Origin of the sequence: Streptacidiphilus sp. P02-A3a, from assembly GCF_014084105.1 — a bacterium.
Taxonomy (GTDB): Bacteria; Actinomycetota; Actinomycetes; order Streptomycetales; family Streptomycetaceae; genus Streptacidiphilus.
Genome location: NZ_CP048289.1, coordinates 5,305,717 through 5,330,636 on the forward strand (window position 1 = coordinate 5,305,717; position 24,920 = coordinate 5,330,636).

General features: G+C 73.0%; 18 protein-coding genes. 5 read left to right on the plus strand and 13 right to left on the minus strand.

Going from position 1 to position 24,920, the window contains the following annotated elements; all coding sequences use genetic code 11:
• Positions 1-43 precede the first annotated feature (43 nt).
• The 4 genes from GXP74_RS22920 to GXP74_RS22935 all read right to left on the minus strand — a co-directional run bounded on the left by GXP74_RS22920 (position 44) and on the right by GXP74_RS22935 (position 5,932).
• Positions 44-1,579: a hypothetical protein gene (locus GXP74_RS22920; RefSeq protein ID WP_182453120.1), complete on the minus strand. Its 1,536-nt coding sequence runs from the start codon at positions 1,577-1,579 to the stop codon at positions 44-46.
• Positions 1,580-1,599: 20 nt separating this feature from the next.
• Entirely contained in the window at positions 1,600-3,786 is a 2,187-nt protein-coding gene (locus GXP74_RS41900) for a hypothetical protein (protein WP_182453121.1), read from the minus strand.
• A gap of 204 nt (positions 3,787-3,990) precedes the next feature.
• Entirely contained in the window at positions 3,991-4,989 is a 999-nt protein-coding gene (locus tag GXP74_RS22930) for an MASE1 domain-containing protein (RefSeq protein ID WP_182453122.1), read from the minus strand.
• Between the two features lie 112 nt (positions 4,990-5,101).
• Positions 5,102-5,932, minus strand: coding sequence for a PP2C family protein-serine/threonine phosphatase (locus GXP74_RS22935; RefSeq protein WP_182453123.1), 831 nt, complete (start codon positions 5,930-5,932; stop codon positions 5,102-5,104).
• 293 nt (positions 5,933-6,225) lie between these two features.
• On the opposite strand from GXP74_RS22935, the gene GXP74_RS22940 reads away from it, so the two are divergent.
• The 3 genes from GXP74_RS22940 to GXP74_RS22950 all read left to right on the plus strand — a co-directional run bounded on the left by GXP74_RS22940 (position 6,226) and on the right by GXP74_RS22950 (position 9,688).
• Positions 6,226-7,038, plus strand: a complete 813-nt coding sequence (locus tag GXP74_RS22940) for a hypothetical protein (protein WP_182453124.1) — start codon at positions 6,226-6,228, stop codon at positions 7,036-7,038.
• A 128-nt stretch (positions 7,039-7,166) separates the two neighbouring features.
• The gene (gene pcp / locus GXP74_RS22945) at positions 7,167-7,811 is read left to right on the plus strand and encodes a pyroglutamyl-peptidase I (protein WP_182453125.1); all 645 of its coding nucleotides are present in this window, start codon (positions 7,167-7,169) and stop codon (positions 7,809-7,811) included.
• 140 nt (positions 7,812-7,951) lie between these two features.
• Positions 7,952-9,688 carry a pyruvate dehydrogenase gene (locus GXP74_RS22950; protein WP_182453126.1) on the plus strand — a complete coding sequence of 579 codons (1,737 nt, stop codon included), beginning with the start codon at positions 7,952-7,954 and terminating at the stop codon, positions 9,686-9,688.
• A gap of 376 nt (positions 9,689-10,064) precedes the next feature.
• Here GXP74_RS22950 and GXP74_RS22955 read toward each other — a convergent pair whose 3' ends face one another.
• The 4 genes from GXP74_RS22955 to GXP74_RS22970 form a co-directional block, all read right to left on the minus strand.
• Complete coding sequence (locus tag GXP74_RS22955; RefSeq protein ID WP_182453127.1) at positions 10,065-11,090, minus strand: LacI family DNA-binding transcriptional regulator; 1,026 nt, start codon at positions 11,088-11,090, stop codon at positions 10,065-10,067.
• A 37-nt stretch (positions 11,091-11,127) separates the two neighbouring features.
• Entirely contained in the window at positions 11,128-12,027 is a 900-nt protein-coding gene (locus GXP74_RS22960) for a carbohydrate ABC transporter permease (protein ID WP_182453128.1), read from the minus strand.
• Positions 12,024-12,971 (minus strand): carbohydrate ABC transporter permease, encoded by a 948-nt coding sequence (locus tag GXP74_RS22965; protein WP_182453129.1) that lies wholly within the window; start codon positions 12,969-12,971, stop codon positions 12,024-12,026. The genes GXP74_RS22960 and GXP74_RS22965 overlap by 4 nt, the downstream gene beginning before the upstream one ends.
• 78 nt (positions 12,972-13,049) lie before the next feature.
• A complete protein-coding gene (locus GXP74_RS22970; protein ID WP_182453130.1) occupies positions 13,050-14,378 on the minus strand; it encodes an ABC transporter substrate-binding protein in 1,329 nt (442 codons plus the stop codon).
• 281 nt (positions 14,379-14,659) lie between these two features.
• On the opposite strand from GXP74_RS22970, the gene GXP74_RS22975 reads away from it, so the two are divergent.
• On the plus strand, positions 14,660-16,690 hold the full coding sequence (locus tag GXP74_RS22975; RefSeq protein WP_182453131.1) for a beta-galactosidase: 2,031 nt from the start codon (positions 14,660-14,662) through the stop codon (positions 16,688-16,690).
• Positions 16,691-16,705: 15 nt separating this feature from the next.
• On the opposite strand, the gene clpB is transcribed toward GXP74_RS22975, so the two are convergent.
• The 5 genes from clpB to dnaK are packed head-to-tail and all read right to left on the minus strand — an operon-like array spanning position 16,706 to position 23,178.
• Positions 16,706-19,348: an ATP-dependent chaperone ClpB gene (clpB, locus tag GXP74_RS22980; protein WP_182453132.1), complete on the minus strand. Its 2,643-nt coding sequence runs from the start codon at positions 19,346-19,348 to the stop codon at positions 16,706-16,708.
• On the minus strand, positions 19,339-19,734 hold the full coding sequence (locus GXP74_RS22985; protein WP_182453133.1) for a chaperone modulator CbpM: 396 nt from the start codon (positions 19,732-19,734) through the stop codon (positions 19,339-19,341). The genes clpB and GXP74_RS22985 overlap by 10 nt, the downstream gene beginning before the upstream one ends.
• Positions 19,731-20,711, minus strand: a complete 981-nt coding sequence (locus GXP74_RS22990) for a DnaJ C-terminal domain-containing protein (RefSeq protein WP_182453134.1) — start codon at positions 20,709-20,711, stop codon at positions 19,731-19,733. The genes GXP74_RS22985 and GXP74_RS22990 overlap by 4 nt, the downstream gene beginning before the upstream one ends.
• A 7-nt stretch (positions 20,712-20,718) precedes the next feature.
• Entirely contained in the window at positions 20,719-21,276 is a 558-nt protein-coding gene (locus tag GXP74_RS22995; protein WP_182453135.1) for a nucleotide exchange factor GrpE, read from the minus strand.
• Between the two features lie 9 nt (positions 21,277-21,285).
• Positions 21,286-23,178, minus strand: a complete 1,893-nt coding sequence (dnaK, locus tag GXP74_RS23000; protein WP_182453136.1) for a molecular chaperone DnaK — start codon at positions 23,176-23,178, stop codon at positions 21,286-21,288.
• A gap of 247 nt (positions 23,179-23,425) precedes the next feature.
• On the opposite strand from dnaK, the gene GXP74_RS23005 reads away from it, so the two are divergent.
• A complete protein-coding gene (locus tag GXP74_RS23005; protein ID WP_182453137.1) occupies positions 23,426-24,919 on the plus strand; it encodes a CdaR family transcriptional regulator in 1,494 nt (497 codons plus the stop codon).
• The last annotated feature ends 1 nt before the right edge of the window (position 24,920 follow it).

Consider the following 24,920-nt stretch of genomic DNA (forward strand, 5'->3'; position numbering starts at 1 on the left):
AACACTCCTTCACTCATCATCGCCAGGGCGACGCCCGGGGCGGTCAGCCGTCCGCTCCTGCCTGCGGGGTGCAGTCCGCCGTTGGTGGGGCGCCCTCGGGCCAGGCCATCCCGAGGAAGGTCGAGACCCGCCCGTTGTAGCTGATCATGGGTACCGCCTTGTCCCAGGGATTGCCGCCGTTGTCCAGGCAGATCCAGCCACTGGCACCGTCGACCCGCAGTTCGGCGTGGAGGTTCTGCCACTCCTGGCCGACCGCCGACAGCGGAGGCGGCAGGATCTGGCCGCTGATGTGGGCGTGGTCGAGTGCCTGCACCGCTGTCCACACCGCGTCGTGGGAGATGATCACCTGGCCGTCGGAGAGGTCGGAGTCGCCGAGCGTGAGGCCCGACGAGCCGACCGCGTTGAGGAAGGCCTCGTAGTCGGCGGTCGATCCGCCGGTGGCGGGTACGGGCTGCTTGGTCCAGGCGTCGGGGAACGCCAGCGCCGCGTACTCCAGGGTGATCCCGCCGAAGTCCGTGGAGTTCAGCTCCTTGTCGCTGGCGAGGTGGGAGGCGTCGTCCCCGGTGAGCACGATGAACTTGTGCTCGGGGCATCCCTGCCCCAGGGCGTTGAGGAACTGGCGCAGTTGGACGTGCCGCCCGGCGAAGTAGATGAAGCGCGGCGCGGCCATGCAGATGTTGAGCACCTTCTGGTCGAACTGGTCCTCGGTGTCGCCGTCCTGGGAGATGTCCGCGGGCGAGGTGAACTGCACGGGCTGGGCCATCCCGGTGCCCAACTGCTTGCTGATCGCCGCCTTGAGGGTGGTGATGTAGTCGTCGTCGGTACGGGTGTCCTCCACCACCATGGCCTGCTTGGCATCGACCTTGGCGAACCGGGCCAGGGCCGCGGCCTCCGCGGTGTTGGTCACCGACACCCTGGCCAGTCCGGGGAAGAGCTGGCTGTTGGCGGTGTTGGCGATGGTGTCGGCGGTGATGGTTCCGCCCACCACGGGTATCGGAGCCGGCAGGTGGGTGAGCCAGTGCACCTCGTCCAGGGTGTTCTGGGTGCTGTCGGCGATCCCGGCGACCACCCGCAGGTAGTCCGGTGCGCCGGTCATCGTGTTCAACTGCTGGTCGACCGCGAGCCAGCCGGAGCTGTCCGAGCCCGGATTGGCCAGTACCAGGCGGATCTTGGGCACGGTGTTGTTGTCGAGGTTGTCCGCCCGGTACTGGGCGACGTAGGCCCCTTCCACCGCGTGCAGGACCTCCGCCTGAACGGAGGCGTCGCTGGACGTCATCGGCATCAGCAGGGCGATGGTGGCCGGATGCTGGTCCGCGACGGACTGGTTCTGCTTGAGGATCCGCGCCTCCACCGCCTTCAGTTCCGGGGCGAAGACGTACTGTCCGTCGGTGACGCCCTCGCATTCCGTGCTGCCCACGGACGGCCGGGACACGCCGACCCCGCAGGACAGGTTCGGCGGCGGTGGCGGCGCGGGGTTGGCCAGCGTGTAGCCGCCGAACGCCACCGCGGCCGCCAGCACCGCGGCCATCACCGAGGCCCCCGCCTTACGGGCCGGGGTGAAGGTGATCCAGTACCACACCGGTCTGTACCACGGCGTCCTCACGTGTGTTCGCTCCCCTCGTCCAGCCAAGCGCTGTCCTGTCGCCAGTCGCGCAGCGCGGCCGGCCAGTTCCTCCGAGCCTCGAACAACTCCCGCGCGCCCGCCCGATGCTGCGTGGACAGGAAGTGCAGTTCGCTCGCCAGCTGGTCCAGTACCGCCTCGTCGGGTGCCACGAGCACGTCGGACAGGTACCAGGCGGCGTGCAGCAGCCGGTACACCGAGCGGTGCACCGCCGGGGCCTCGTCCAACCCCAACCTGGGGTCGTGCTGGTCCGCACCGAAGGCGGAGGCCCGGCGCCGGTCGCCGCCCGCCGCCGCCACCGGGCTGGACGCCTCGGCGATCCAGCACAGCGCCCGGAGCCAGGCCTGGGCGTCGGAGGCCGCGAAGCTCTCGTGGAGCCGGTCCACCACATGGGCCGACTCCCCCAGGCTGAGCCGGTGGTAGAGGCGGGTGGGCTCGCGCTCGGCCAGCAGGCCGCTGCCGGACCCCCCGGAGTGGTCGCTCAACGTGGTGTGCACCTGGTACCAGGAGGGCGCCGCGAAGGCGGCGCCGGACCCGGTGCGCCCGCGCAGGCTGTGCAGCAGCAGGGTGCGCAGGAACCGGTCCCCGACGAAGTGGCCGTCCCCGCGTCCCTCGCCGCCGCGCCAGCCCTGGCCCAGCAGGAACTCCTCCGCGTGCAGCACCGCGTCGGAGCGGGTGTCCGGCTCCAGGTACCGCTCCGCCAGCGCGCGCGCCGCGTCGGCACTGCGCGCGGGCGAGAAGGTGACCAGCACGGACCGGGTGGTCTCGTCCGGGATCAGCCGCTCCAGCAGGTGGGACACCACGGGCGACTCGACGCGTCCACCGGCCTGCTCCGGCGCCGGGTGGGAGACCCGCAGGTCCAGCAGTGCGGCCGGGTCGAACCGGTGGTCGGCCCGAGTGGTGGCCCGGCCGACGCCACGGGGCGCGGTCTCGCTCGCGCCCCGGGCCAACTCGGCCACGGTGGCGGCTGCCAACGTGCTCAGGCCCAGGGGAACCCCCGCGCTGAAGCGGTGGATGAGCTGGGGCAGGGTGCCGGGAAACAGGTCATCGGGTGCGGCGCGGACCTCGGAGAACCGGGCCTCGAACTGCTGGTCGATGATCCGGACGGTGTCCCGCACCGACAGCGGGGTCAGCTCCACCACCAGCAGGGCCGCGTCCGGGGTCTCCCCGGTCCGCCGCCACTCCCATCGGGCCGGGAAGTCGGTGACCGCGACCCGCTGGGCAGCGGGTCGGCGGCCGGTCACGGTGGCGGCGGTGGCGATCAGCACCAGCGGGTCCTGGCGGCGGCTCCGGCCGTGCCCGGGGAACCTGTTCTCCAGGACCAGTTCGAGGAAGCGTGCGCCCGCGGGTACCGCGTCGAGGTTGTCGAGCAGCAGCAGCGGGCGACGGATGCGGGTGAAGCGATGCCCCGCGGCGCCGAACGCGTCCGTGAGGTCGGCCAGGAAGGAGGCGACCAGCTCGCGTTCGGCGCTGTCCCGGAACGCGCCGCCGGTGTGGAAGTCCCTGGCGGTGACCAGGAGGCTCTCGTAGCTGTCACCCGGCAGGTCCCGCCGGTGATCGGCCCACCAGCGCAGCGCCGCGTCCCGGTGCCGGTGCGCGAGTTCCGCCCCGGACTTCGAGAAGACCTTGACGCTCGCCTTCACGAAGGCGTCCACCGGGAACGGGGCGACATGACCGGCCAACTCGGCCAGGACCTCACTGACCCACTCGTCCACGTGGTCGCCGTGGCGTCCGGTCTCCAGGATCCTGAGGACACCGGGGCGGGCCTGGTCCAACCGTCTTCGTGCCTGCTCAGCCGTCATGTACTCGCCCGGCTGCCACAGGGACAACGCCAGCAGGCCCAGCTCCAGGCGGGTGAACGCGGCCCGCCGGATGTGCCGGATTCCCAGTCCGAGATCCCAGACCGCGTCGTGCAGTAATCGCAGCAGTGGTGACTGCGGGCCGCCGGAAGCCGACCCGTACTCCGACGCCGGGTAGTTGCGCGGGGCCGCGAGATCCAGGTAGGCGCGTGGGGCGCGCCCGCCGTAGGCCTCGTCCAGGCGGCGGAGCACCGCGGTCTTCCCGATGCCGCGGCCCCCGGTGAGCAGGATCACCGGGATGTCGTCGTGGTGCGGGAGGTTGATCCGCTGTTCGCGGGTGAGCGCCAGACCGACGAGCGACGACACCCGGTCAAGAAAAGCATCGCGATCGTACAGCACCCGGCCCCCCGATCTGAACCGCCGTCACATGCGGTTCATGTGTGGAGAATAAGGCTATCCGGCTCGATGGTGTGTGCGAGGCCAAACAGCAGGCTGGCACCCGGCGGGTGTCCGTGGCCGCCGTCCGGCCGATCCGCGACCGGGGGCGGCCCCGGCTGCCGGACAGCGGGGTCAGCTCTCGCCCTCCTCCGGGTGGCCGCCGTTCTCGGCGGGGTCGGCCGGGGCCAGCCGGGCCACCAGCTCGCTCAGCGCCTGGCAGGCCTGGGCGATCTTCTGGTAGGTGCTCCGGCGCTCGGTGATCACCGCCGCCAGCAGCAGCGTGGTCAGCGCGGCCGACCCGTTCAGCAACTGCAGGGTGATCATGATCTCGACGGTGGTCGGCGTGGCGAACGGACCGGTGCGGTAGATCGCCGCCCCGATCGTGAACATCGACACGATCAGCACTCCCAGCACCGCTCCCACCAGCTGGAACCGCAGTGCGGACCAGATCAGGAACGGGAAGACCAGGAAGAGCAGGGTGAGCGAGCTGTGGGTGACCAGCGCCGTCACGATGCCGGTCCCGGCCAGTACCAGCGCCGCCTCGCCCCACTGGTACCAGTTGATCTCCTCCGGCAGCCGGACGGTGAGGCCGACCAGCAGCAGCGGCGCGATCACCAGCACACCCATCGCGTCGCCGGTCCACCAGGCGGTCCACACCGTCCAGAACTCGCCCCACCGCAGCGACCCGGTCACCAGCAGCGTGATGCTGCCCACGGTCGCGCTGATCAGCATCCCGCCGAAGGCGCCCAGGAAGACCAGGGCCACCCCGTCCCGCAGCCGGTCCAGGGTGATCCGGAAGCCCACCCGGCGCAGCATCAGGCAGGCGCACAGGGGGGCCAGCGTGCTGCCCGCGACGATCGCGGCGGAGGCGCCGCTGAACGGCCCGATGGAGATGACCACCAGGAACTCGCCGATCGCGATCCCGGGCCAGATCCGCAGCCCCATGGTGAGCAGGCTGGCCAGGGCGATGCCGGTGGGCGGCCACAGCGGGGTGACCTTCGCGCCGCCGACGACCACCTGGCGCTGCAGACCGAGCCGACCCGCGGCGAAGTAGGCAGCGGCGACCGCGAGGATCAGCAGTCCGGTCTTGATCGGACGCCGGAGTCCCTGGTAGCGCAGCACAGCAGCCATCAGACAACGAGACCCGGCCGACCCGCGCGGTGACACGCGCGCCGGGCCGCGTTTCTGTCAGCCGTCGCCGCCGGGGTCAGCGTCGCCACCGGGGTCAGCGTCGCCACCCAGGTCAGCCGTCGCCGCCCGGCGCGGCGTCGTGGCAGAGCACCAGGACCGCGGCGTCATCCGTGTGGCCGGTGAGCTCGGCCACCTTGATCACCTCGGCCGCCAGCTCGTCCGGGTCGGCACCGACCCCGGCCCCGGCCCGGACCACCCGGGCCACCTGCTCCAGACCGGCCTCGATCGGGAACGAGGGCCCCTCGACCACCCCGTCGGTCAGCAGCACGAACGCGCCCGGCTGCGGCAGCGGGCGGCGGGTCACCGGGTACTCCTCGCCCGGCAGGATCCCCAGCGGCACCCCGCCCGCGTCGTGGGCGACGCCGTAGCGGCCGTCGGCGGTGGCCCAGACGGCGGGCACATGTCCCGCCCGGGCGTCGGCCAGCTCCCAGGTGACCGGGTCGAAGCTGAGGAAGCTGCAGGTCACGAACAGGGTGGAGTCCATCGACAGCAGCAGGTCGTTGGCCCGACGGAGCACTTCGCCCGGGTCCGCGGCGGTCGCCGCGACCGCTCGCAGGCCGATCCTGACCTGCCCCATGAACGCCGCCGCCTCCACGTCGTGCCCCTGCACGTCGCCGATCGAGAAGCCGAGGGCGCCGCCCGGCAGCTCGAACCCGTCGTACCAGTCGCCGCCGATGTCCAGGCCGTGGCGGGCCGGGGCGTACCGGGCGGCGGTGCGCAGCCCGGGCAGCTGCGGCAGCTCACCCGGGAGCAGCCCGCCCTGCAGGGCCTGGGCCAGCTCCACCCGGGCCCGCTGGAACTCGGCCCGTTCCAGGGCCTGGGCGGTGAGCCGTCCGAGCTCACTGAGCAGGTCCTCGGCACTGGCGGGATGGCGTCGGGTCATCGACCCTCCGTTGTAGGTCGGATCCCTCGGCCGGGTCCGTGTCACCTGCGCGGGTCGGCCCCAGGGGATCTCCAGCCGACCGGACCGTGCCCACGGGCGGGCCCGGGTCGCACTGCTCTGCGCCCGCCCATCCTATTTCCGAGTCGTGCGCTCCGCTTGGCGGGTCTGCTGCGGTCGCGGCGGGTCCGGCCGGACCCGCCTGCCCCCACCCTACGACCGGTGCGGCCCACCTGCCGCCCGCGCTGGTGGACGCGGTGGGCAGGCCGATCCGGCGGTACGACAGTATGTGCGCCATGGGGACAACGGGTGGGGCGGAGGACATGGACGTGGACGTCGCGGTGGCACCGGCGGCCCCACCCCGGCGCCGGGGGGTGCGCCGGACGCTGGTGGCGGTGACCGCGGCCGTGGTCGTCGGCGGCGCGGTGGGGGTCGGCGCGGTCGCGGTGGTGTCCGGCGGCGCGTCGGCCACGTCCGGCACCGCGTCCCGTACGTCGTCCGGCACCGACTCGCTCGCGAACCCTCCCGCCCGCCACGCCACCGCCGCCGCGAGCGCCCCCGCCCGCAAACCGTCGGCGAGCCACGCGCCGGAGAGCCCGCAGTCGCTGATCCAGGCCGGATCGGTGTCGGCGTCCTCGGCCGCGCTGCCGCCGCCGGTGGCACCGGTCGGCTACGCCCTCCAGCGGGACCCGGACGGCTTCACGCTCGCGGTGCCGGACGCCTGGGCACGCAGCACCGACGCCTCCGGCCGGGTCTACTACATGTCGGCCGACCAGTCGCTGCGGATCGGGGTCCATGTCACGCCGGTGTCGGCGACCGGACCGCTGGGGGACCTCCAGGCGGAGGACGCCGCCGGTCCGCAGACCAACCCGGGGTACCGGGACGCCGGGGTGGTGCCGACCACGTACCACTCCTCCGCCGGTGCCGCGCTCTGGACCTGGACCTGGGACGGCTACACCCCCGCCGACCTGGGCGCCCGCCGGGTACTCGACCTGTCCTGGGTGGAGGACGGCCGCACGTACGACTTCTGGGTCTCCGCCCCGATGGCCGACCTCCCCCAGGCGGAGACGGTCTTCAACGCCATCTCGGCGACCTTCCGGGTCGGCTGACCGGCCCCACCCGGCCGGATGACCCGAGGATCCGATGAGACGCCCGGTGCATAGGATGGGGCGCTCCGCCGACCCGTGCTCCCCGACGGCCGCACCGCGGCCACCACCGCCGCTGAAGGAGACCGCCCGTGGCCACCGTCCTGCTCACCGGGTTCGAGCCGTTCGGCGGCGCCACCGTCAACCCGTCCTGGACGGCCGTCTCGCTCGCCGCCGCCGAGCCGCCCGCCGGGCTGCGGGTCGAGGCCGTGCTGCTGCCCTGCGTCTTCGGCGACTCGATCGCCGCCCTGCGCGCGGCCGTCCGCCGCACCGAGCCGGACCTGGTGCTGTGCGTCGGCCAGGCGGGCGGGCGTCCCGACATCACGCTGGAGCGGGTCGCCGTCAACCTCGACGACGCGAGCATCCCCGACAACGCCGGGAACCAACCGATCGACACGCCGGTGGTGCCCGGCGGACCCGCCGCCTACTTCGGTGCGCTGCCGCTGAAGGCGTGCGTGGCCGCCGTCCGCGAGGCCGGACTGCCCGCCTCCGTCTCGCAGACCGCCGGTACCTTCGTCTGCAACCACGTGTTCTACGGGCTGATGCACCTGGCCGCGACCGAACTACCGGCGCTGCGCGGCGGATTTGTGCACATCCCGTTCAGCCCGGGGCAGGTCATCGACCGGTCGCAGGCCTCGCTGCCGGAGAGCTGCTCGGCCGAGGCGCTACGGGTGATCATGGCGACGGCCCTCGCCCGCGAGAGCGACCTGCGCACCGCCGAAGGCGCCCTCTGCTGACCGACCGGCGCAGCGCCCGCGCTCGGCGCGGGACACCGACCGCGCGCCCCCTCGCGGGATAGCCTGGCCCCACGTCAGGGACTGCCAGGGGCCGCGTCCTTCACTCGATGGTCACCGGCCGGGAGAGCGAAGGAGGACGCATGGGCACGGTCGCGGAGCAACTGCTTGAGGTGCTGGTCCAGGCGGGGGTGCGGCGGATCTACGGTGTGGTCGGCGACAGCCTGAACCCGCTGGTCGACGCGATCCGGCGGAGCAAGGGCGCGGTGGAGTGGGTGGCCGTCTGCAACGAGGAGGCCGGGGCGTTCGCGGCCTCCGCCGAGTCCCAGGTCACCGGCGGTCTCGCGGTCTGCGCCGGTTCCTGCGGCCCGGGCAACGCACACCTGGTCCAGGGCCTGTACGACGCCCGCCGCAGCGGGGCCTCGGTGCTGGCGATCGCCTCGCACATCCCGACCGACCAGATCGGCACCGAGTTCTTCCAGGAGACCCACCCGGAGCTGCTCTTCCGTGACGTCGCGGACTGGTGCGAGCAGCTCAGCCTGCCCGCCCAGCTGCCCCGGATGGGCCGCATCGCGGTGCAGCACGCCCTCGGCGCGCCGGGGGTGTCGGTGCTGGTGCTGCCCGGCGACGTGGCCGCCGAAGCGGCGGTCAACCCCACCGGCGGGTACACCGCCGTACCCGCGACCGGGCGGGTCCAACCCGCCGCCGAGGTCACCGCCGAGCTGGCCCGGCAGCTCAACGCGGCGAAGAAGGTGGCGCTGTTCTGCGGCGCGGGCGCGCGCGACGCCCACACCGAGGTGATGCGACTGGCCGGGACGCTGCACGCCCCGGTCGGGCACACCCTGCGCGGCAAGGAGTGGATCCAGTACGACAACCCGTACGACGTCGGCATGATCGGCCTGCTCGGCTACGGCGCCTGCTACGACGCGTTGCACGAGGCCGACCTGGTGCTCATGCTCGGCGCCGACTTCCCGTACGACAGCTTCCTGCCGAAGGCCCGGACCGTCCAGGTCGACCGGGACGCCCGGGCGCTGGGGCGGCGCACCCCGCTGCAACTCGCGGTCCACGGCGATGTCGCCGCCACCCTGGACGCTCTCCAGCCGCAGCTCACCCCGCACACCGACCGCGCCTTCCTGGACACCATGCTGAACCGCCACGAACGCGCGCTGACCAAGGCCGTCGACGCCTACACCACACGTGTGGAGCGGCACACCCCGATCCATCCCGAGTACGCCGCCAGCGTGCTGGACAGCCTGGCCGCCGACGACGCCGTGTTCACCGTCGACACCGGTATGAACAACGTCTGGGCCGCGCGCTACCTCACCCCGAACGGGCGGCGCCGGGTGATCGGCTCGTTCACCCACGGCAGCATGGCCAACGCCCTGCCGCAGGCCATCGGCGCCGCGTACGCCGACCCCGACCGCCAAGTGGTCGCGCTGTGCGGGGACGGCGGGCTCAGCATGCTGCTCGGCGAACTGATCACCGTCCGGCAGCACGACCTGAACCTCAAGGCCGTCGTCTTCAACAACGCCTCGCTGGGCATGGTCCGCCTGGAGATGCTGGTCGACGGCCTGCCCGCCTTCGGCACCGACCACCCGCCGGTCGACTACAGCGCGATCGCCCGCGCCATCGGCATCCCCAGCCGCCGGGTGGAGCTCCCGACCGACGTCCACAAGGCGCTGGACGAGGCGCTGAACCGCCCCGGACCGGCCCTGGTCGAGATCGTCACCGATCCCAACGCCCTCTCGGTGCCCTCCCACATCAGCCTGGACCAGGTGAAGGGCTTCGCCCTGGCCGCCGGTCGCACCGTCCTCGACGGCGGCGTCGGCACCATGATCGACCTGGCCCGGGCCAACCTCCGCAACATTCCCCGCCCCTGACCCGCCGTCACCCGACTCCGCGCCCGGTGAGCGGGGTGGCGGAGCCGGCGCCTGGGGAGCGGTGATGGCGCTCTACGGGACCGGCGCCGCGCTCGGCGCGGTGGGGCTGCTGCTGTGCCCGGCGCCACCGCGCCCGCTGCTGGTCGCGATGGTCGCGACGCTGGGGTGGGCGCTGCCGTCAGCGGCGCTGGCCCGGTCCCTCCCGCTGGGCTGGGTCGGCGGCGCTGCCGGCCGGTGCCGGGTCCTCGGTCTGCGGCTAGCTGTACTCGGCGGTGACCCAGGCCCGGGCCGGGCCGCAGGAGCGGGCCCGGATCTCCGCCTACAGCAGCCTCGGCGCCTCCGCCTCCGCCCTCGGCCCGGTCGGCCGCTCCACCGCTCAGCCGGAGTCGCGTTGCACCAGCTCGGTGGGCAGGATGACCGAGGACGGCGGTTCGCCCGCGATCAGGGCCAGCAGCAGCCGTACCATCTCGGAGCTGATCCGGTCCCAGGGCTGGCGGACGGTGGTCAGCGCGGGCCGGGTGGCCGCCGCGATGGTGGAGTCGTCGAAGCCGCCGACGGCGACGTCCTCCGGTACCCGTCGGCCCGCCTTCGCCAGGGCCGCCAGCGCGCCGTCGGCCATCAGGTCGGAGGCGACGAAGACCGCGTCCAGGTCCGGGGCCCCGGCGAGCAGGGCGGTCATCGCGGCCTCGCCCCCGGCCCGGCTGTAGTCGCCCTCGGCGACCAGCGCCGGATCCTGCGCGAGCCCGGCCTCGGCCAGGGTCTCCCGGTAGCCGGAGAGCCGGTCGACGCCGCCGGGGGTGTCGAGCGGCCCGGTGATGGTGGCGATCCGGCGGCGGCCGGTCGCCAGCAGGTGCCCGACCAGCTGCCGGGCGCCGGTGCGGTCGTCGGCGGCGACGTACGCGGTGTCGGCGTGGCCGAGCGGCTTGCCGCAGGCCACCACCGGCATCCCGGCCTCGCGCAGCCGCTCCACCATCGGGTTGCCGGTGTGCGAGGAGACCAGCAGGACGCCGTCGACGTGCCCGGCGGTGATGTAGCGCCCTATCCGGCGGCGTTCCTCCTCGGTGCCCGCGATCATGAGCAGCAGCGGGATGTCGTGCTTGGCGAGGGCTGTGGTGCAGCCGCGCAGCAGCAGGTTGAAGTTGGGGTCCTCGAAGAAGCGGTCCTGCGGCTCGGTGAGCAGGAAGGCGACCGAGTCGGAACGCTGGGTCACCAGGCTGCGGGCGTGCCGGTTGACCACGTACCCGGTCTTGCGGATCGCCGCGTTGACGGCTTTGAGCGCCTCCGGGCTGACGTTGTGCCCGCCGTTGAGCACACGTGACACGGTGCCCCGGGAGATCCCGGCCTCCCGGGCCACGTCGTGGATGGTCGGCGGCCGGCGGCGGCCTGCGGCTGGTTCGGTCATGTCAGAGCGGTTTCCCGTGCTAGGTGCTGATTCCTGGTCAGGACTTTACGGCTCCGGAGAGCAGGTCGAGGCGCCAGTAGCGCTGCAACGAGAGGAAGAGGATGATCAGCGGCAGTACCGAGATCAGCGCGCCGGTGATCACCAGCGTGTACAGGGCGGGCTGCGACGCGCCCTGATTGAGCAGGGTGAACAGGCCCACGGTGACCGGGAACTTGGTGTCGTCCCCGAGCATGATGTACGGCAGCAGGAAGTTGTTCCAGATCGCGACGAACTGGAACAGGAAGACGGTGACCAGTCCGGGGGCCATCATCGGCACCACGACGGAGCGGAACAGCCGCCACTCGGACGCGCCGTCCACCCGGGACGCCTCGACCACCTCGTCCGGGATCGCCCCGGCGGCGTAGATCCGGGCCAGGTAGATGCCGTACGGGCTGACGATGCTGCACAGCAGGACCGACCAGTAGCTGTCGGCCAGTCCGGCCTTGGCCATCAGCAGGTACTGCGGGATGGCCAGCACCACCGGCGGCATCAGCACCCCGGCGAGCAGGATGTTGAAGACGCTGTCGCGCCCGGCGAAGCGGTACTTGGCCAGGGCGTAGCCGGTGACCCCGGAGAGCGCGGCGGACAGCAGCGCGCCGACCCCGGCGTAGAAGGCCGAGTTGAGCATCCAGTGCCAGAACTCGCCGCCCCGGTAGGCGTTGAGCTGCCGCAGGTTGCCGAGCAGGCCGGTGCCCGGGGCCATGGTGAAGCTGGAGAAGAGCTGCGCGCTGCTCTTGGTCGCGGCGATGACCACCCAGAGCACCGGCAGCAGGCAGTACACCGCGCCGACGAGCAGTCCGACGGTGGGCACCCAGCCGCCTCGGCGGCGGGCCGGGCGGCCGCCGGCCGGGGTGGTCGAGGCGCGTCCGGGGGTCGCCCGGAGCTGGGCCGTGGTCACTTGTCCTCCCCGTAGGCGCGGCGGCCGACGGCCTTGAGGAAGCCGAAGGACAGGGCGAGGGTGACGCCGGCGATGACCACGGAGGTGGCGGAGGCCGAGTAGATGTCACCGCGGACGAAGGCGTCGCGGTAGACCTTCATGAGGGGGCTCCAGGTGGAGGAGATGCCGTTGGTCATCGGGGCGAGCGTGGTGGGTTCACTGAACACCTGAAGCGTCGCGATCATGGAGAAGAAGAAGGTGAGCACGAGCGACGGGAGCACCATCGGGATCTTCACCCGCAGCGCGATCTGCAGCTCGGACGCGCCGTCCAGCCGGGCGGCCTCGTACAGCTCGGCGGGGACCGAGCGCAGCGAGGTGTAGATGACGATCATGTTGAAGCCGGTGCCGCCCCAGACCGCGATGTTGGCCAGCGCGACGTAGATGCCGTGGCCGGACAGCAGTTGCGGGGCGCTCATGCCGAGCTTGCCCAGCAGGTAGTACCCGGGGCTGGTGGTCGGCAGGTAGAGGAAGCCCCAGAGCAGGCTGGCGACGACGCCGGGGATGGCGTAGGGCAGGAAGATCGCGATCCGGGAGAAGGCGCGCAGCCTGGTCCGGTCGGCGTCGAGCAGCAGGGCGAACAGCAGCGCCAGGCCCAGCATGGTCGGCACCAGGATGACGCCGTACAGCAGCACCCGCAGGGTTCCGGCGAGCAGTTCCGGATCGCCGAGGGCGGAGGCGTAGTTGGACAGTCCGGCCCAGACCTCGGTCCGCGACCCCGGTCCGAGGCCGAGGCCCTGGACGTGGACCTTGCGGAAGCTGAGGTAGCCCGCGTAGCCGATGGGCAGGGCGAGCAGCAGGGCGAACAGCAGGACGGCGGGGGTGATGAAGGCGTACGGCGCGAGCCGTGGTCTGCGGCGGGCGCTGGTGCCTGCGGTGGTCCCCGGGGCGGGGGTGGCGCTGGTCATGGAAGGGCGGCTCCGTTCGAGGCGGGCCCCGCCCGGGTGTGCGGGTGCACCCGGGCGGGCGGCAGGGGTGGCGCGGGGTCAGCCGGAGACGGTGAAGCCCTGCGTCTTCAGGTCGCTGACGGTGGTCTGCGCCATGCCGCTGAGCGCGGCGGAGAAGTCGGATCGGTTCTGCGCGGCCTTGCCGAAGTCGTCGGTGAAGGCGCTGTAGGCGACGTTGACGTTGGGGCCCCAGGCGGCCGGGGCGGTGGTGGCGGCGATCTTCGCGGCGCTGGTGTAGAAGTCGGGCTGGTCGGAGAGGAAGGCGGGGGCGGTGGCCAGGGCGCTGCCGGACTCGGCGTCGGTGGCGGCCGGGTAGATGGAGGCGTCCTTGACCAGCGCGGCGACGGCGGTCGGGTCGGTGTTCAGCCACTGTGCGAACTGCGCCGCCGCGGCCTGGTGCTTGGACTCGTTGGTGACGGCGGTGGAGGAGCCGCCCCAGCTGCCGGTGACGTCCTGGCCCGCGCTCCACTGCGGCAGCGGGACCATGGCCCACTTCCCGGCGGTGGCGGGGGCGCTGCTGGCGAGCACGCCGGGGGCCCAGACGGCGCTGACCCAGGAGATCTCGCTGCCGTCGTTCAGGGCCTTGCTCCAGGCCGGGGTGTACATCGGCTGGTTGTCGATGACGCCCTGCTTGACCAGGCCGCCCCAGAAGTCGGCGACCTTCTGGGTGGCCGCGTCGTCGATGCCGACCTTCCAGGTGCTGCCGCTGCTGGTCCACCAGGAGGATCCGGCCTGCTGGGCCAGGCCCGCGAACAGGCCCGGGTCGCCGCTGGAGAAGGTGGCGAGGTAGGTGCTGGGCGACTCCTGGTGCAGCTTGGCGGCGTCGGCGGCGAACTGGGCCCAGGTGGTGGGCACGGTCAGGCCGTACTTGGTGAAGAGGTCCTTGCGGTAGAAGTACATCAGCGGCCCGGTGTCCTGCGGGATCGCGTAGACGGCGCCGGTGCCGAGGGTGACCTGCTTCCACACGCCGGGGGCGAAGTCCGAGGCGGCCGAGCCGTCGTACCTGGAGATGTCGGCGAGGACGTTGTTGCTGACCAGGGTGGGGATCGCCTGGTACTCGGCCTGGACCAGGTCGGGGGCGCCGCCCGCCTTCGCGGCGGTGATCACCTTGGTCATCAGGGCGTCACCGGACGCCTGCTTCTCGACGGTGACCTGGATGTCCGGGTGCGACGTGTTCCACAGGGCGACGACCTGGTCGAGGTTGGGTGCCCAGGCCCAGTAGGTGAGCTTGACCGGACCGGAGGCGGCGCTCTGCGCGGCCGTCCCGGTCGCTGTCGAACCGCTGCCGCTGCAACCGGCGAGCAGGGCGGTGGCGGCGGCGACGGCGGTGAGGCCGAAGGCGAGGCGGCGGTGCGTCGAGACAGACATGGACTCTCCCACTGACGAGGACGTCCGCACCCTGCGGACTGTCGCTCCGGCGCTGTTTGGCGCTGTGAGCGTTCACAGTACGGAAACACATGCTGCGGATGTCAAGAGTTGTTGCCATCCGGTTACCTGGCGGTTGTTTACACCGAAGGAGCCCGAAAGATCGGCAGATACTGGACATTCAGTGCAACAACTTCAAACAAGTTCCCACTTGCCAAGCACACTGGGACCTCGGCTACCGTGTGCACGTTCCCAGTCCTTCAGGTCAGCAGCAGGAGTAGCAGATGCCCGTGACCCCCACTCGGTTCCCCGTGCCGGGCCTCGCCTACGGCGGTGACTACAACCCCGAGCAGTGGCCCGAGGAGGTCTGGGCCGAGGACGTGGCCCTGATGCGGGAGGCCGGGGTGACCATGGTGAGTGTCGGGATCTTCTCCTGGGCGCTGCTCGAACCCGCCCCCGGCGTCCACGACTTCGGCTGGCTCGACCGGCTGCTCGACCTGCTGCACCAGCACGGCGTCGCGGTCGACCTGGGCACCCCCACCGTCGTCCCGCCCGCCTGGTTCTACCAGCGGCACCCGGAGGCGCTGCCGGTCACCCGGGACGGGCAGCGGCTGGCCTTCGGCGGCCGGGGGGCCATCTGCCACAGCTCCCCGGCCTACCGCGAGGCGGCCACCGGGATCGCCGCCCGGCTCGCCGAGCGCTACGGCCGGCACCCGGCGCTGGCCCTGTGGCACGTCCACAACGAGTACGGCGCCCCGGTCTCCGCCTGCTACTGCGAGGTCTCAGCGGCGGACTTCCGCCGCTGGCTGCGCGAGCGCTACCGCACCCTGGACGCCCTGAACGAGGCCTGGGGCACGGCCTTCTGGGGCCAGCGCTACGGCGAGTGGGAGCAGATCCAGCCGCCACGGCGCACCCCCACCACCGGCAACCCGGGCCAGGCGCTCGACTACGCCCGCTTCAGCAGCGACGCGATGCTCGGCAACTTCACCGCCGAGCGCGACGTCCTGCACCGGCTCTCCCCCGGCGTCCCGGTCACCACCAACTTCATGACCGCCCTCAGCCAGTGCCAGAGCGTCGACTACTGGGCCTGGGGTCGCGAGGTCGACCTGGTGTCCAACGACCACTACCTGGTGGCCGAGGCCGAACGCACCCACGTCAACCTGGCCATGTCCGCCGACCTCAGCCGCTCGGTCGCGGGCGGCGCGCCGTGGCTGCTGCTGGAGCACTCCACCGGGGCGGTCAACTGGCAGCCCCGCAACCTCGCCAAGCGCCCAGGTGAGCTGGGCCGCAACAGCCTGGCGCACGTGGCCCGCGGCTCCGAGGGCGCGATGTTCTTCCAGTGGCGGGCCTCCCGCTTCGGCGCGGAGAAGTTCCACTCCAGCATGCTCCCGCACGCGGGCACCGACAGCCGGATCTGGCGCGAGGTGGTCCAGCTCGGCGCCGACCTGGGCCGGCTGGCCGAGGTCAACGGCAGCCGGGTGCGCGCCGACGCGGCGGTGCTGTGGGACTGGCAGTCCTGGTGGGCGCAGGACCTGGAGTGGCGCCCCACCGAGGACCACCGCGCGGACGAGCGCGCCGACGCCTTCTACGAGGCCCTCTACGACCGGCACCTGACCGTCGACTTCGCCCGTCCCGGCGCCCCGCTGGACGCCTACCCGCTGGTGGTCGTGCCCGCCCTCTACCTGGCTGAAGCGGAGACCGGGGAGCACCTGCGCCGCTACGTGGAGCAGGGGGGCGTGCTGGTGGTGTCGTACTTCTCCGGCATCGTCGACGGCACCGACACCGTCCACCCGGGACCGCACCCGGGTGCGCTGCGCGACGTCCTCGGGCTGACCGTGGAGGAGTTCCTGCCGTTGCGCGCCGGGCAGCGGGTGGCGCTGACCGCCGCCACCGGGGGCGCCGCCGGGGTCAGCGGCGACGTCTGGTCCGAGGCGGTGGTGCCGCGCGGGGCGGAGACCGTCTGGCACTACGCCGAAGGACCGGCCGCCGGTGGCCCGGCGATCACCCGGCACCGCCTGGGCGCGGGCAGCGCCTGGTACGTCTCCACCCGGCTCGCCCCGGCCGACCTGGACCAGGTGCTCGCCCGGGCCTGCCGGGACGCGGGCATCCGCGACCGGGACCAGCTGCCGCGCGACGTCGAGGTGGTGCACCGCGAGGGCGAGCGGGACAGCTACCTGTTCGCGGTGAACCACACCGCCGCCGAGGCCAGGGTGCCGCTGGAGCGCCCCGGCACCGAACTGCTCACCGGCGAACCCGCCGCCGGGCAGCTGCGCGTCCCGGCGGGCGGCGTCCGGGTGGTCCGGCTGCCCCGCTGACCCGGCCGCGACCGCTCAGGCGGCGGCCTCCGGCTCCGGCTCCGGCTCCGGCTCCTGGAAGCCGACCAGCAGCTCCCCCTCCGGGGCGTCGACCAGGACGCCGGCGCCCTCGCGGACACCGCCGCCGAGCAGCGCCCGGCCGATCTTCGTCTCCACCTCGTGCGAGATGAACCGGCGCAGCGGCCGGGCGCCGTACACCGGGTCGTAGCCCTCGGCGGCGATCAGCCGCCGGGCCGGCTCGGTCAGCAGCAGCGTGATCCGCTGCTCGGCGAGGCGGCGGCGCAGCTCCTCCAGGAGCAGGTCCACGATGCGTTCGATCTGGGCCGGCCCCAGCGGGTGGAACAGCACGATGTCGTCGACCCGGTTCAGGAACTCGGGGCGGAAGTGCCCGCGGAGTTCGCCCGTCACCAGGTCCCGGACCTCGGGCTTGATCTCGCCGCCTTCGGTGGCGTCCTGAAGCAGGTACTGCGAGCCGAGGTTCGAGGTCATGATGATCACGGTGTTGCGGAAGTCGACGGTGCGGCCCTGCGAGTCGGTGATCCGGCCGTCGTCCAGCACCTGCAGCAGGATGTTGAAGACGTCGGGGTGGGCCTTCTCGATCTCGTCGAACAGGACCACCGAGTAGGGCTTGCGGCGCACCGCCTCGGTCAGCTGGCCGCCCTCCTCGTAGCCGACGTACCCGGGGGGCGCGCCGACCAGGCGGCTGACCGTGTGGCGCTCCTGGTACTCGCTCATGTCCAGCCGGACGATGTTGTCCTGGCTGTCGAACAGCGCCGCGGCCAGGGTCTTGGCCAGCTCGGTCTTGCCGACGCCGGTGGGGCCCAGGAAGATGAACGAGCCGATCGGGCGGCGCGGGTCGCGCACCCCGGAGCGGGCCCGGATCACCGCGTCGGCGACCAGCCGCACCGCCTCGTCCTGGCCTATGACGCGTTCCTGCAGGATCTCGTCCAGCCGCAGCAGCTTCTGCCGTTCGCCCTCCTGCAGCCGGGTGACCGGGATACCGGTCCAGGCGGAGACGATCTCGGCGATCTCGTCGGCGGTGACCACCTCGCGCAGCAGCCGGTTCTCCCCCTGCCGGACGGCCAGCCGCTCCTCCTCGGCGGCGAGTCGGCGCTCCAGCTCGCTGACGGTGCCGTAGCGCAGCTGGGCGGCGCGGTTGAGGTCGTAGGCGCGTTCGGCCTCCTCGGCCTCCTGCCGGGCGCGCTCCAGCTCCTGCCGCAGCTCCTGGACCCGGCGGATGGCCTGGCGTTCGGCCTCCCACTGGGCGTGCTTGGCGTCCGCCTCGCCGCGCAGGTCGACCAGCTCCCGGCGCAGGTCCGCCAGCCGGGCTGCGCTGGCCGGGTCGGTCTCCTGGGCCAGGGCCGCCTCCTCGATCTCCAGTCGGGTGGCCCGGCGGGTGAGCTCGTCCAGTTCGGCGGGCATCGAGTCGATCTCGGTGCGCAGCCGGGCGCAGGCCTCGTCCACCAGGTCGATGGCCTTGTCGGGCAGGAACCGGTCGGTGATGTAGCGGTGGCTGAGGGTGGCGGCGGCGACCAGCGCGCCGTCCTGGATCTTGACGCCGTGGAAGATCTCCAGCCGTTCCCGGATGCCGCGCAGGATCGAGATCGCGTCCTCGACGCCGGGCTCGTCCACCAGCACGGTCTGGAACCGGCGTTCCAGGGCCGCGTCGGACTCGATGTGCTTGCGGTACTCGTCCAGGGTGGTGGCGCCGATCATGTGCAGCTCGCCCCTGGCTAGCATCGGCTTGAGCATCTGCCCGGCGTCCATGGCCCCCTCGGCGGCCCCGGCGCCGACGACGGTGTGCAGCTCGTCGACGAACAGCAGGATCCGCCCCTCGGCACCCTTCACCTCGGCCAGTACCGCCTTGAGCCGTTCCTCGAACTCGCCGCGGAACTTGGCCCCGGCCACCAGCGAGCCCATGTCGAGCGAGAACACGGTCTTGTCGCGCAGCCCCTCCGGGACGTCGCCGCGGACGATCCGCTGTGCCAGGCCCTCGACGATGGCGGTCTTGCCGACGCCGGGTTCGCCGATCAGCACCGGGTTGTTCTTGGTCTTGCGGCTGAGGATCTGGATCACCCGGCGGATCTCCGCGTCCCGTCCGATCACCGGGTCGAGCCGGCCGGTGCGGGCCTCCACCACCAGGTCGCGGCCGTACTTCTCCAGGGCCTCGTAGGCCTGCTCCGGGTTGGCGGAGGTGACCCGCTGGTTGCCGCGCACCTGGGCGAGGGCGTTCAGGAAGCGGTCCTTGGTCACTCCCTGCTCGGCGAGGCGGCGTCCGGCGGCGGTGGTCGGGCCCTCATCAACCAGCGCCAGCACCAGGTGCTCGGTGGAGACGTACTCGTCCTTGAGCCGCCGGGCCTCCTGCTCGGCGGTGTCGAGCACCCGGGCCAGCCGCTGGGTGACCGCCACCTGGCCGGGGGTGGCGCCGGGGCCGGTGGTGCGCGGGCGCCGGGCCAGGTCGCCCTCGACGGCGGCGCGCAGCGCGGCCGGGTCGGCGCCGGCCTGTTCCAGCAGCCGGGTGGTCAGGCCGTCCCGCTGGTCGAGCAGGGCCAGCAGCAGGTGCTCGCCGTCGACCTCGCTCCGGCCCAGCCGGACCGCGATGCCCTGCGCTTCCTGGAGGGCTTCCTGGGACTTCTCGGTGAGGCGGTTCAGGTCCATGGCGTTCGCTCCTCGGCGGCCCGCTCGCGGCGCCGCAGCGTGGTCTCCAGCTGGTCGATGCGGTCCAGCAGGTCCAGCACCAGACCGATGGCCGCGTAGTTCAGGGACAGTCCGGACCGCAGCCGCTGGACCTTGGCGACGGCCGCGGGGGCGTCGGCGCGGAACCGCAGCCGTCCGAGGCCGTCGCGGTGGGCGTCGATCAGCCCCAGCGCGACGAAGCGGCCGACCAGCTCCGGCGGCAGGCCGCTGCGCTGGGCGACGCGGTCCAGGCTCAGCTGGTAGGGGTCGGCCTGGCGGATCAGCAGCAGCGGATAGCCGGTGCCCGCCTGGGCGAGCCGCACGGCCCGCCGGGCCGGTTCGGCGGGAGGACGCTGTTGGGCGCTCATGTCTGCTTCCTCTGGTTCCTCGGGTTCTTTGGGTTCCTCTGGTTCCTCGGGTCGAACGTGGAGTCGGCGGCGAGCTCCTCGAACAGCTCGCGTTCGCGCGGGGTCGGCGCGGGCGGCACCATCACCCGGATCTCGGCGTAGAGGTCGCCCGGGGTCCCCTTCGGGTGGGGCATGCCCTCGCCGCGCAGCCGCAGTCTGCGGCCGGTGGAGGTGCCCGCCGGGACGTGCACCTTGGCGCTGCCGCCGGGGCCGGTGACCGGGACGGTCGCGCCGAGCGCCGCCTCCCAGGGCGTGACCGGGAGGTCCACCTGGACGTCGCGCCCGAAGAGCCGGTAGCGCGGGTGGGGGGCGATCCGGACCACCAGGTAGAGGTCTCCGGCGGCGGCCGGGCCGCGCCCCCGGCCGCCCTCCCCGGCGAGCCGGATCCGCTGGCCGTCGACCACCCCGGCCGGGACGGTGACGTCGTAGCCGCGCTCGCCGTCGGGGCCGCCGAGGGTGATCCTGCGCCGTCCGCCCTGGTAGGCCTCCTCCAGCGTGAGTGTCAGCTCGGCCTCCTGGTCGGCGCCGGGGACGGGCGCGCCGCCCCTGCGGCCGCCGCGCCCGGCCCGGCCGCCGAAGATGCCGCCGAACAGGTCCTCGAAGTCGACGCCGGAGGAGCCGAAGTCGGCCTCGGTCCAGCCCCCCGCGCCGCCGCCGGAGGGCCTGCCGCCGCCGTAGCCCTGGGCGGCCGCGACCCGCTCGTCGTAGTCCTCCGGGATCTGCCGGAAGTCGGCGCCGAACCGGTCGTAGCGGGCCCGGGTGTCCGGGTCGGAGAGCACGCCGTAGGCTTCGTTGATCTCCTTGAACTTCTCCTCCGCGGCCGGGTCGCGGTTGACGTCCGGGTGGTGGCGGCGGGCCAGCGTGCGGAAGGCCTGCTGGATCTCGGCCGCGTCGGCGGTCCGCGGGACCCCGAGCACCTCGTAGTAGTCGCGTGCCATGGCGGCCTCACTCCTGCTTGCGGCTGACCGCCACCGCCGCCGGTCGCAGCTGGTGGCCGGGGTCGCCGTAGCCGGGGCGCAGCACCTGGACGACCGTGTTCGGGGCGGTGTCGGGGTCGTCGACCACGGCGACCACCTCGTGCTGCTTGGGGTCGAAGGCGGCGCCGGTCTCGGCGCGGCGCGGGTAGCCGAGGCCGCGCAGCACCTCCACCGCCTGGTCCCGGACCGCCTGTACGCCCTGGACGATCGCCCCGGGGTCGGCGTCGGCGTGGGCGAGCGCCAGTTCCAGGTTGTCCAGCACCGGGAGCCAGGCGGCGGCGACCCGGGCGCGTTCCGCCTCCAGTTCCACCGGCCGGTCACGGGCGTGGCGCTTGCGCAGGTTGTCCAGGTCGGCCAGGGCGCGCCGCCAACGGTCGTGCAACTCCTCGGCGTCGGGGCCCGGGCTCCGCGGTTCGGTCGGTGACTGCGGTTCGGTCGGTGACTGCGGTTCGGTCGGTGACTGCGCCGCCGCGACGTCCGGCGGGGGTCCGTCCCCGGCCGGACCTGCTTGCTGCTGCTCGGACATGACGCCGCCTCAGTTCCGGTCGAACTCGGCGTCGATGACGTCGTCGTCACCCGATCCCGAGCCCGGCGCGCTCCCGGCGGGGGGCTCCGCCGACGGCTGCGGCGCCGCTCCGGCGTGGGCCGTCAGCGAGGCGAGGATCTGCTGGAGTTCGGAGGTGAGGCTGCGCGCCCGCTCCAGCGGGGCCTCCTCCTTGACCGCGCCGCGCGCCTCCTCGACCAGCAGGTCGGCGCGGGCGCGTTCGTGCTGGGGTGCGGCGTCGCCGAGTTCGCCCAGCTTGCGCTCCACCTGGTAGGCGGCGGCGTCGAGTTCGTTGCGGGCGTCGATGGTCTCCCGCAGCGCCTGGTCGTAGTCGCGGTTGTGCTCGGCCTCGGAGATCATCCGCTCGACCTCGCCCGGGTCGAGGTTGGAGCCCTCGCTGATGGTGATCGACTGTTCCGCGGCGGTGGCCTTGTCCTTGGCGCTGACCTTGAGGATGCCGTTGGCGTCGATGTCGAAGGTGACGTCGATCTGGGTCTCCCCGCGCCGGGCGGGACGCAGGTCCTCCAACCGGAACCGCCCCAGCACCCGGTTGTCGGCGGCCAGTTCGCGTTCGCCCTGGAGCACCACCACGTCCACCGCGGGCTGGTTGTCCTCGGCCGTGGAGAAGGTCTCGGAGCGGCGGGCCGGGATGGTGGTGTTGCGTTCGATGATCCTGGTCATCACCCCGCCCGCGGTCTCCACGCCCAGCGACAGCGGGGTGACGTCCAGCAGCAGCACGTCCTTGACCTCGCCGGTGAGCACCCCGGCCTGGACGGCGGCGCCGAGCGCCACCACCTCGTCCGGGTTGACGCTCATGTTGGGGTCCTTGCCGCCGGTCAGTCGCCGGACCAGCGCCTGCACGGCCGGGATCCGGGTCGAGCCGCCGACCAGGATGACCTCGTCGATGTCCTTGTCGGTGATCTTCGCGTCGCTCATCGCCTGCTTGACCGGGCCCAGGCAGCGCTCCACCAGGTCGGCGGTGATCTCGTCGAAGGTGGCCCGGCGGACGGTCTCGGTCAGGTGCTTCGGCCCGGACGCGTCGGCGGTCACGAACGGCAGGCTGACCTGGGTCTGGGTGACCGAGCTCAGCTCGGTCTTCGCCTTCTCGGCCGCCTCGAACAGCCGCTGTAGCGCCTGCGGGTCCTTGCGCAGGTCGATCCCCTCGGTCTTCTGGAAGTCGTCCGCGAGGTGGTCCACCAGTCGGCGGTCGAAGTCGTCGCCGCCCAGGTGCGAGTCGCCCGCCGTGGAGCGCACCTCCACCACCCCGTCGCCGACGTCCAGGATGCTCACGTCGAAGGTGCCGCCGCCGAGGTCGAACACCAGGACCGTCTCGTGGCCCTTCTTCTCCAGGCCGTAGGCCAGCGCCGCCGCGGTCGGCTCGTTGATGATCCGCAGCACTTCCAGACCGGCGATCTTCCCGGCGTCCTTGGTCGCCTGGCGCTGGGCGTCGTTGAAGTACGCGGGGACGGTGATCACCGCCTGGGTCACCCGTTCGCCGAGCGACTTCCCGGCGTCCTCGGCCAGTTTGCGCAGCACCAGCGCGCTGATCTCCTCCGGCGCGTACTGCTTGCCGCCCACCTCGAACCGGGCCACCCCGCCCGGGCCCTCCACCACGTCGAAGGAGACCGCCTTGGCCTCGGCGGAGACCTCGTCGTAGCGGCGGCCGATGAACCGCTTGGCGGAGGTGATGGTGCCCTTCGGATTGAGGATCGACTGCCTGCGCGCGAGCTGGCCGACCAGCCGCTCACCGCTGTCGGGGAAGGCGACCACGGACGGCGTGGTCCTGGCCCCCTCGGCGTTCGGGATCACCGTGGGTTCACCCCCCTCCCAGACCGCGATGACCGAGTTGGTGGTGCCTAGGTCGATGCCGACTGCCTTCGCCATGGGAATCTCCTCGGAATCTCCTCGTAGCGACGCGGACCGGATGGCGGGCGCGGCCGTCGGGAGCGACGCACACCACCCCGGACCCCAGCGTGGTCCCGGCCGCCCCGGAGTTCCTGGCCCTGCCAGGACCAATCCGCGACGGCCAACCGGTCCGCCAGGACGGGGACGGGCGCGCGGCGTAGCGTGGGGCTCGGAGAGCAGCCAGGACCGACCAGCGCCTGTGTACCAGCGTCGAATGGATGCCCCGATGGATGCTGTCCCCTTCAGGTACCGCGCCGCCGCGCCCGTGGCCCGGGGTCCCCGGGTGCTGCGGGTCCCGCGCCGGGTAGCCTCCCGGCACACGCTGCTGCGCCTGGTCGGCGCCGTGCTCGACGGCGCCGACGAGCGGGAGGTGCTGTCGGCGGCCCTGGCCGCGATCAGCGCCGGCGGCCCGTTCACCGCCGAGGAGGCCGCCGAGGCCGATCGGCTCGCCGTCGGCACCGGTGCCGCGCTGGCAAGCCTCGGCGAGGCCCGGCGTCCGGACCGGCGGCCGAACCCGGGGGCGCACGGACCGGACGCGGCGGATGCCGGGCTGCGCGCCGCCGTCACCGCCCTGGCCGCACGGCAGGCCTTCCACGACGCGCTGACCCGGGCCGCCGTCTCCGGCCGGGGCGAGCAGGGGATCCTGCGGACACTGCACCAGTACACCGGGCTGCCCACGCTCACCCAGGACCGTTTCGGCAACCTACGGTCCTGGGCCGGTCCGGACGACCGGCGCCCGCCCGAGCCGCGCGCCCCCGGCCGGGGGCACGCGCCGCCGCCGGGTGGCGGCCCGGTCCGGGAGCGGGAGCTGCTGCTGATGCCGGTCGAGATGGCGGGCGACCCGCTCGGCCTGGTGGCGCTGGTCGACCCGGAGCGGCGGGCGGCGGAGCCGGAGCTGGCCGCCCTGGAGCAGACCGCACTGGTACTGGCCCCCGGCCTGGCCCACGAGCGCCGGATCGCGGAGCTGGAGCCGCAGCTGCGGCACGACCTGGTGGAGCGGCTGGTCTCCGGCGAGGCCACCGACGCCGTCCTGCTGCAGGCCTCCGGGCTGGGCCACGACCTGCGCCGACCGCACTGGGTCGCGGTCCTCCAGTGGTCCGCGCCGGTCGACCGGACCGCCCTCGGCGCGGCGGTCGGCCGCGCCGCCCGGCGGCTGCGGCTGGACGCGCTGGTGGGCGCCCGCGGCCCGGCCGCCGTCGCGCTGCTTGCGGGCCGCGAGCCTCCGGACGCGCTGTACCGGGCGGTCGCCGCCGAGCTCGGCAGCGCCGACGGGGCGGTCGGCATCGGCGGACGCTGCGAGGTCTTCGCCGAGCTGCCGCACTCCTACGACGAGGCCGTGCGCGCCCTCACCGTGCGGCGCCGGTCGCGGCAGCCGCACGGCAGCACCGGCTTCGACGAACTCGGCCTCTACCGGATGATGGGCACCGGCGACGGCGAGCGGGAGGCCGACCGCTTCGTCCGGGAGTGGCTGGGCGCGCTGCTGGACTACGACGCCCGCCACCGCACCGACCTGGTCAGCACCCTCTCCCGCTACCTGGGGACCGGCGGCAGCTACGACGCCACCTCGGAGAACCTGCGCATCCACCGGAGCACGGTGCGGTACCGGCTGCAACGCATCCGCGAGCTCACCGGCCACGACCTCGGCGACGTGGAGACCCGGCTCAATCTGCACGTGGCCTGCCGGATCCGCGACGTACTGTCCGGCACTGATCCTGACTAAC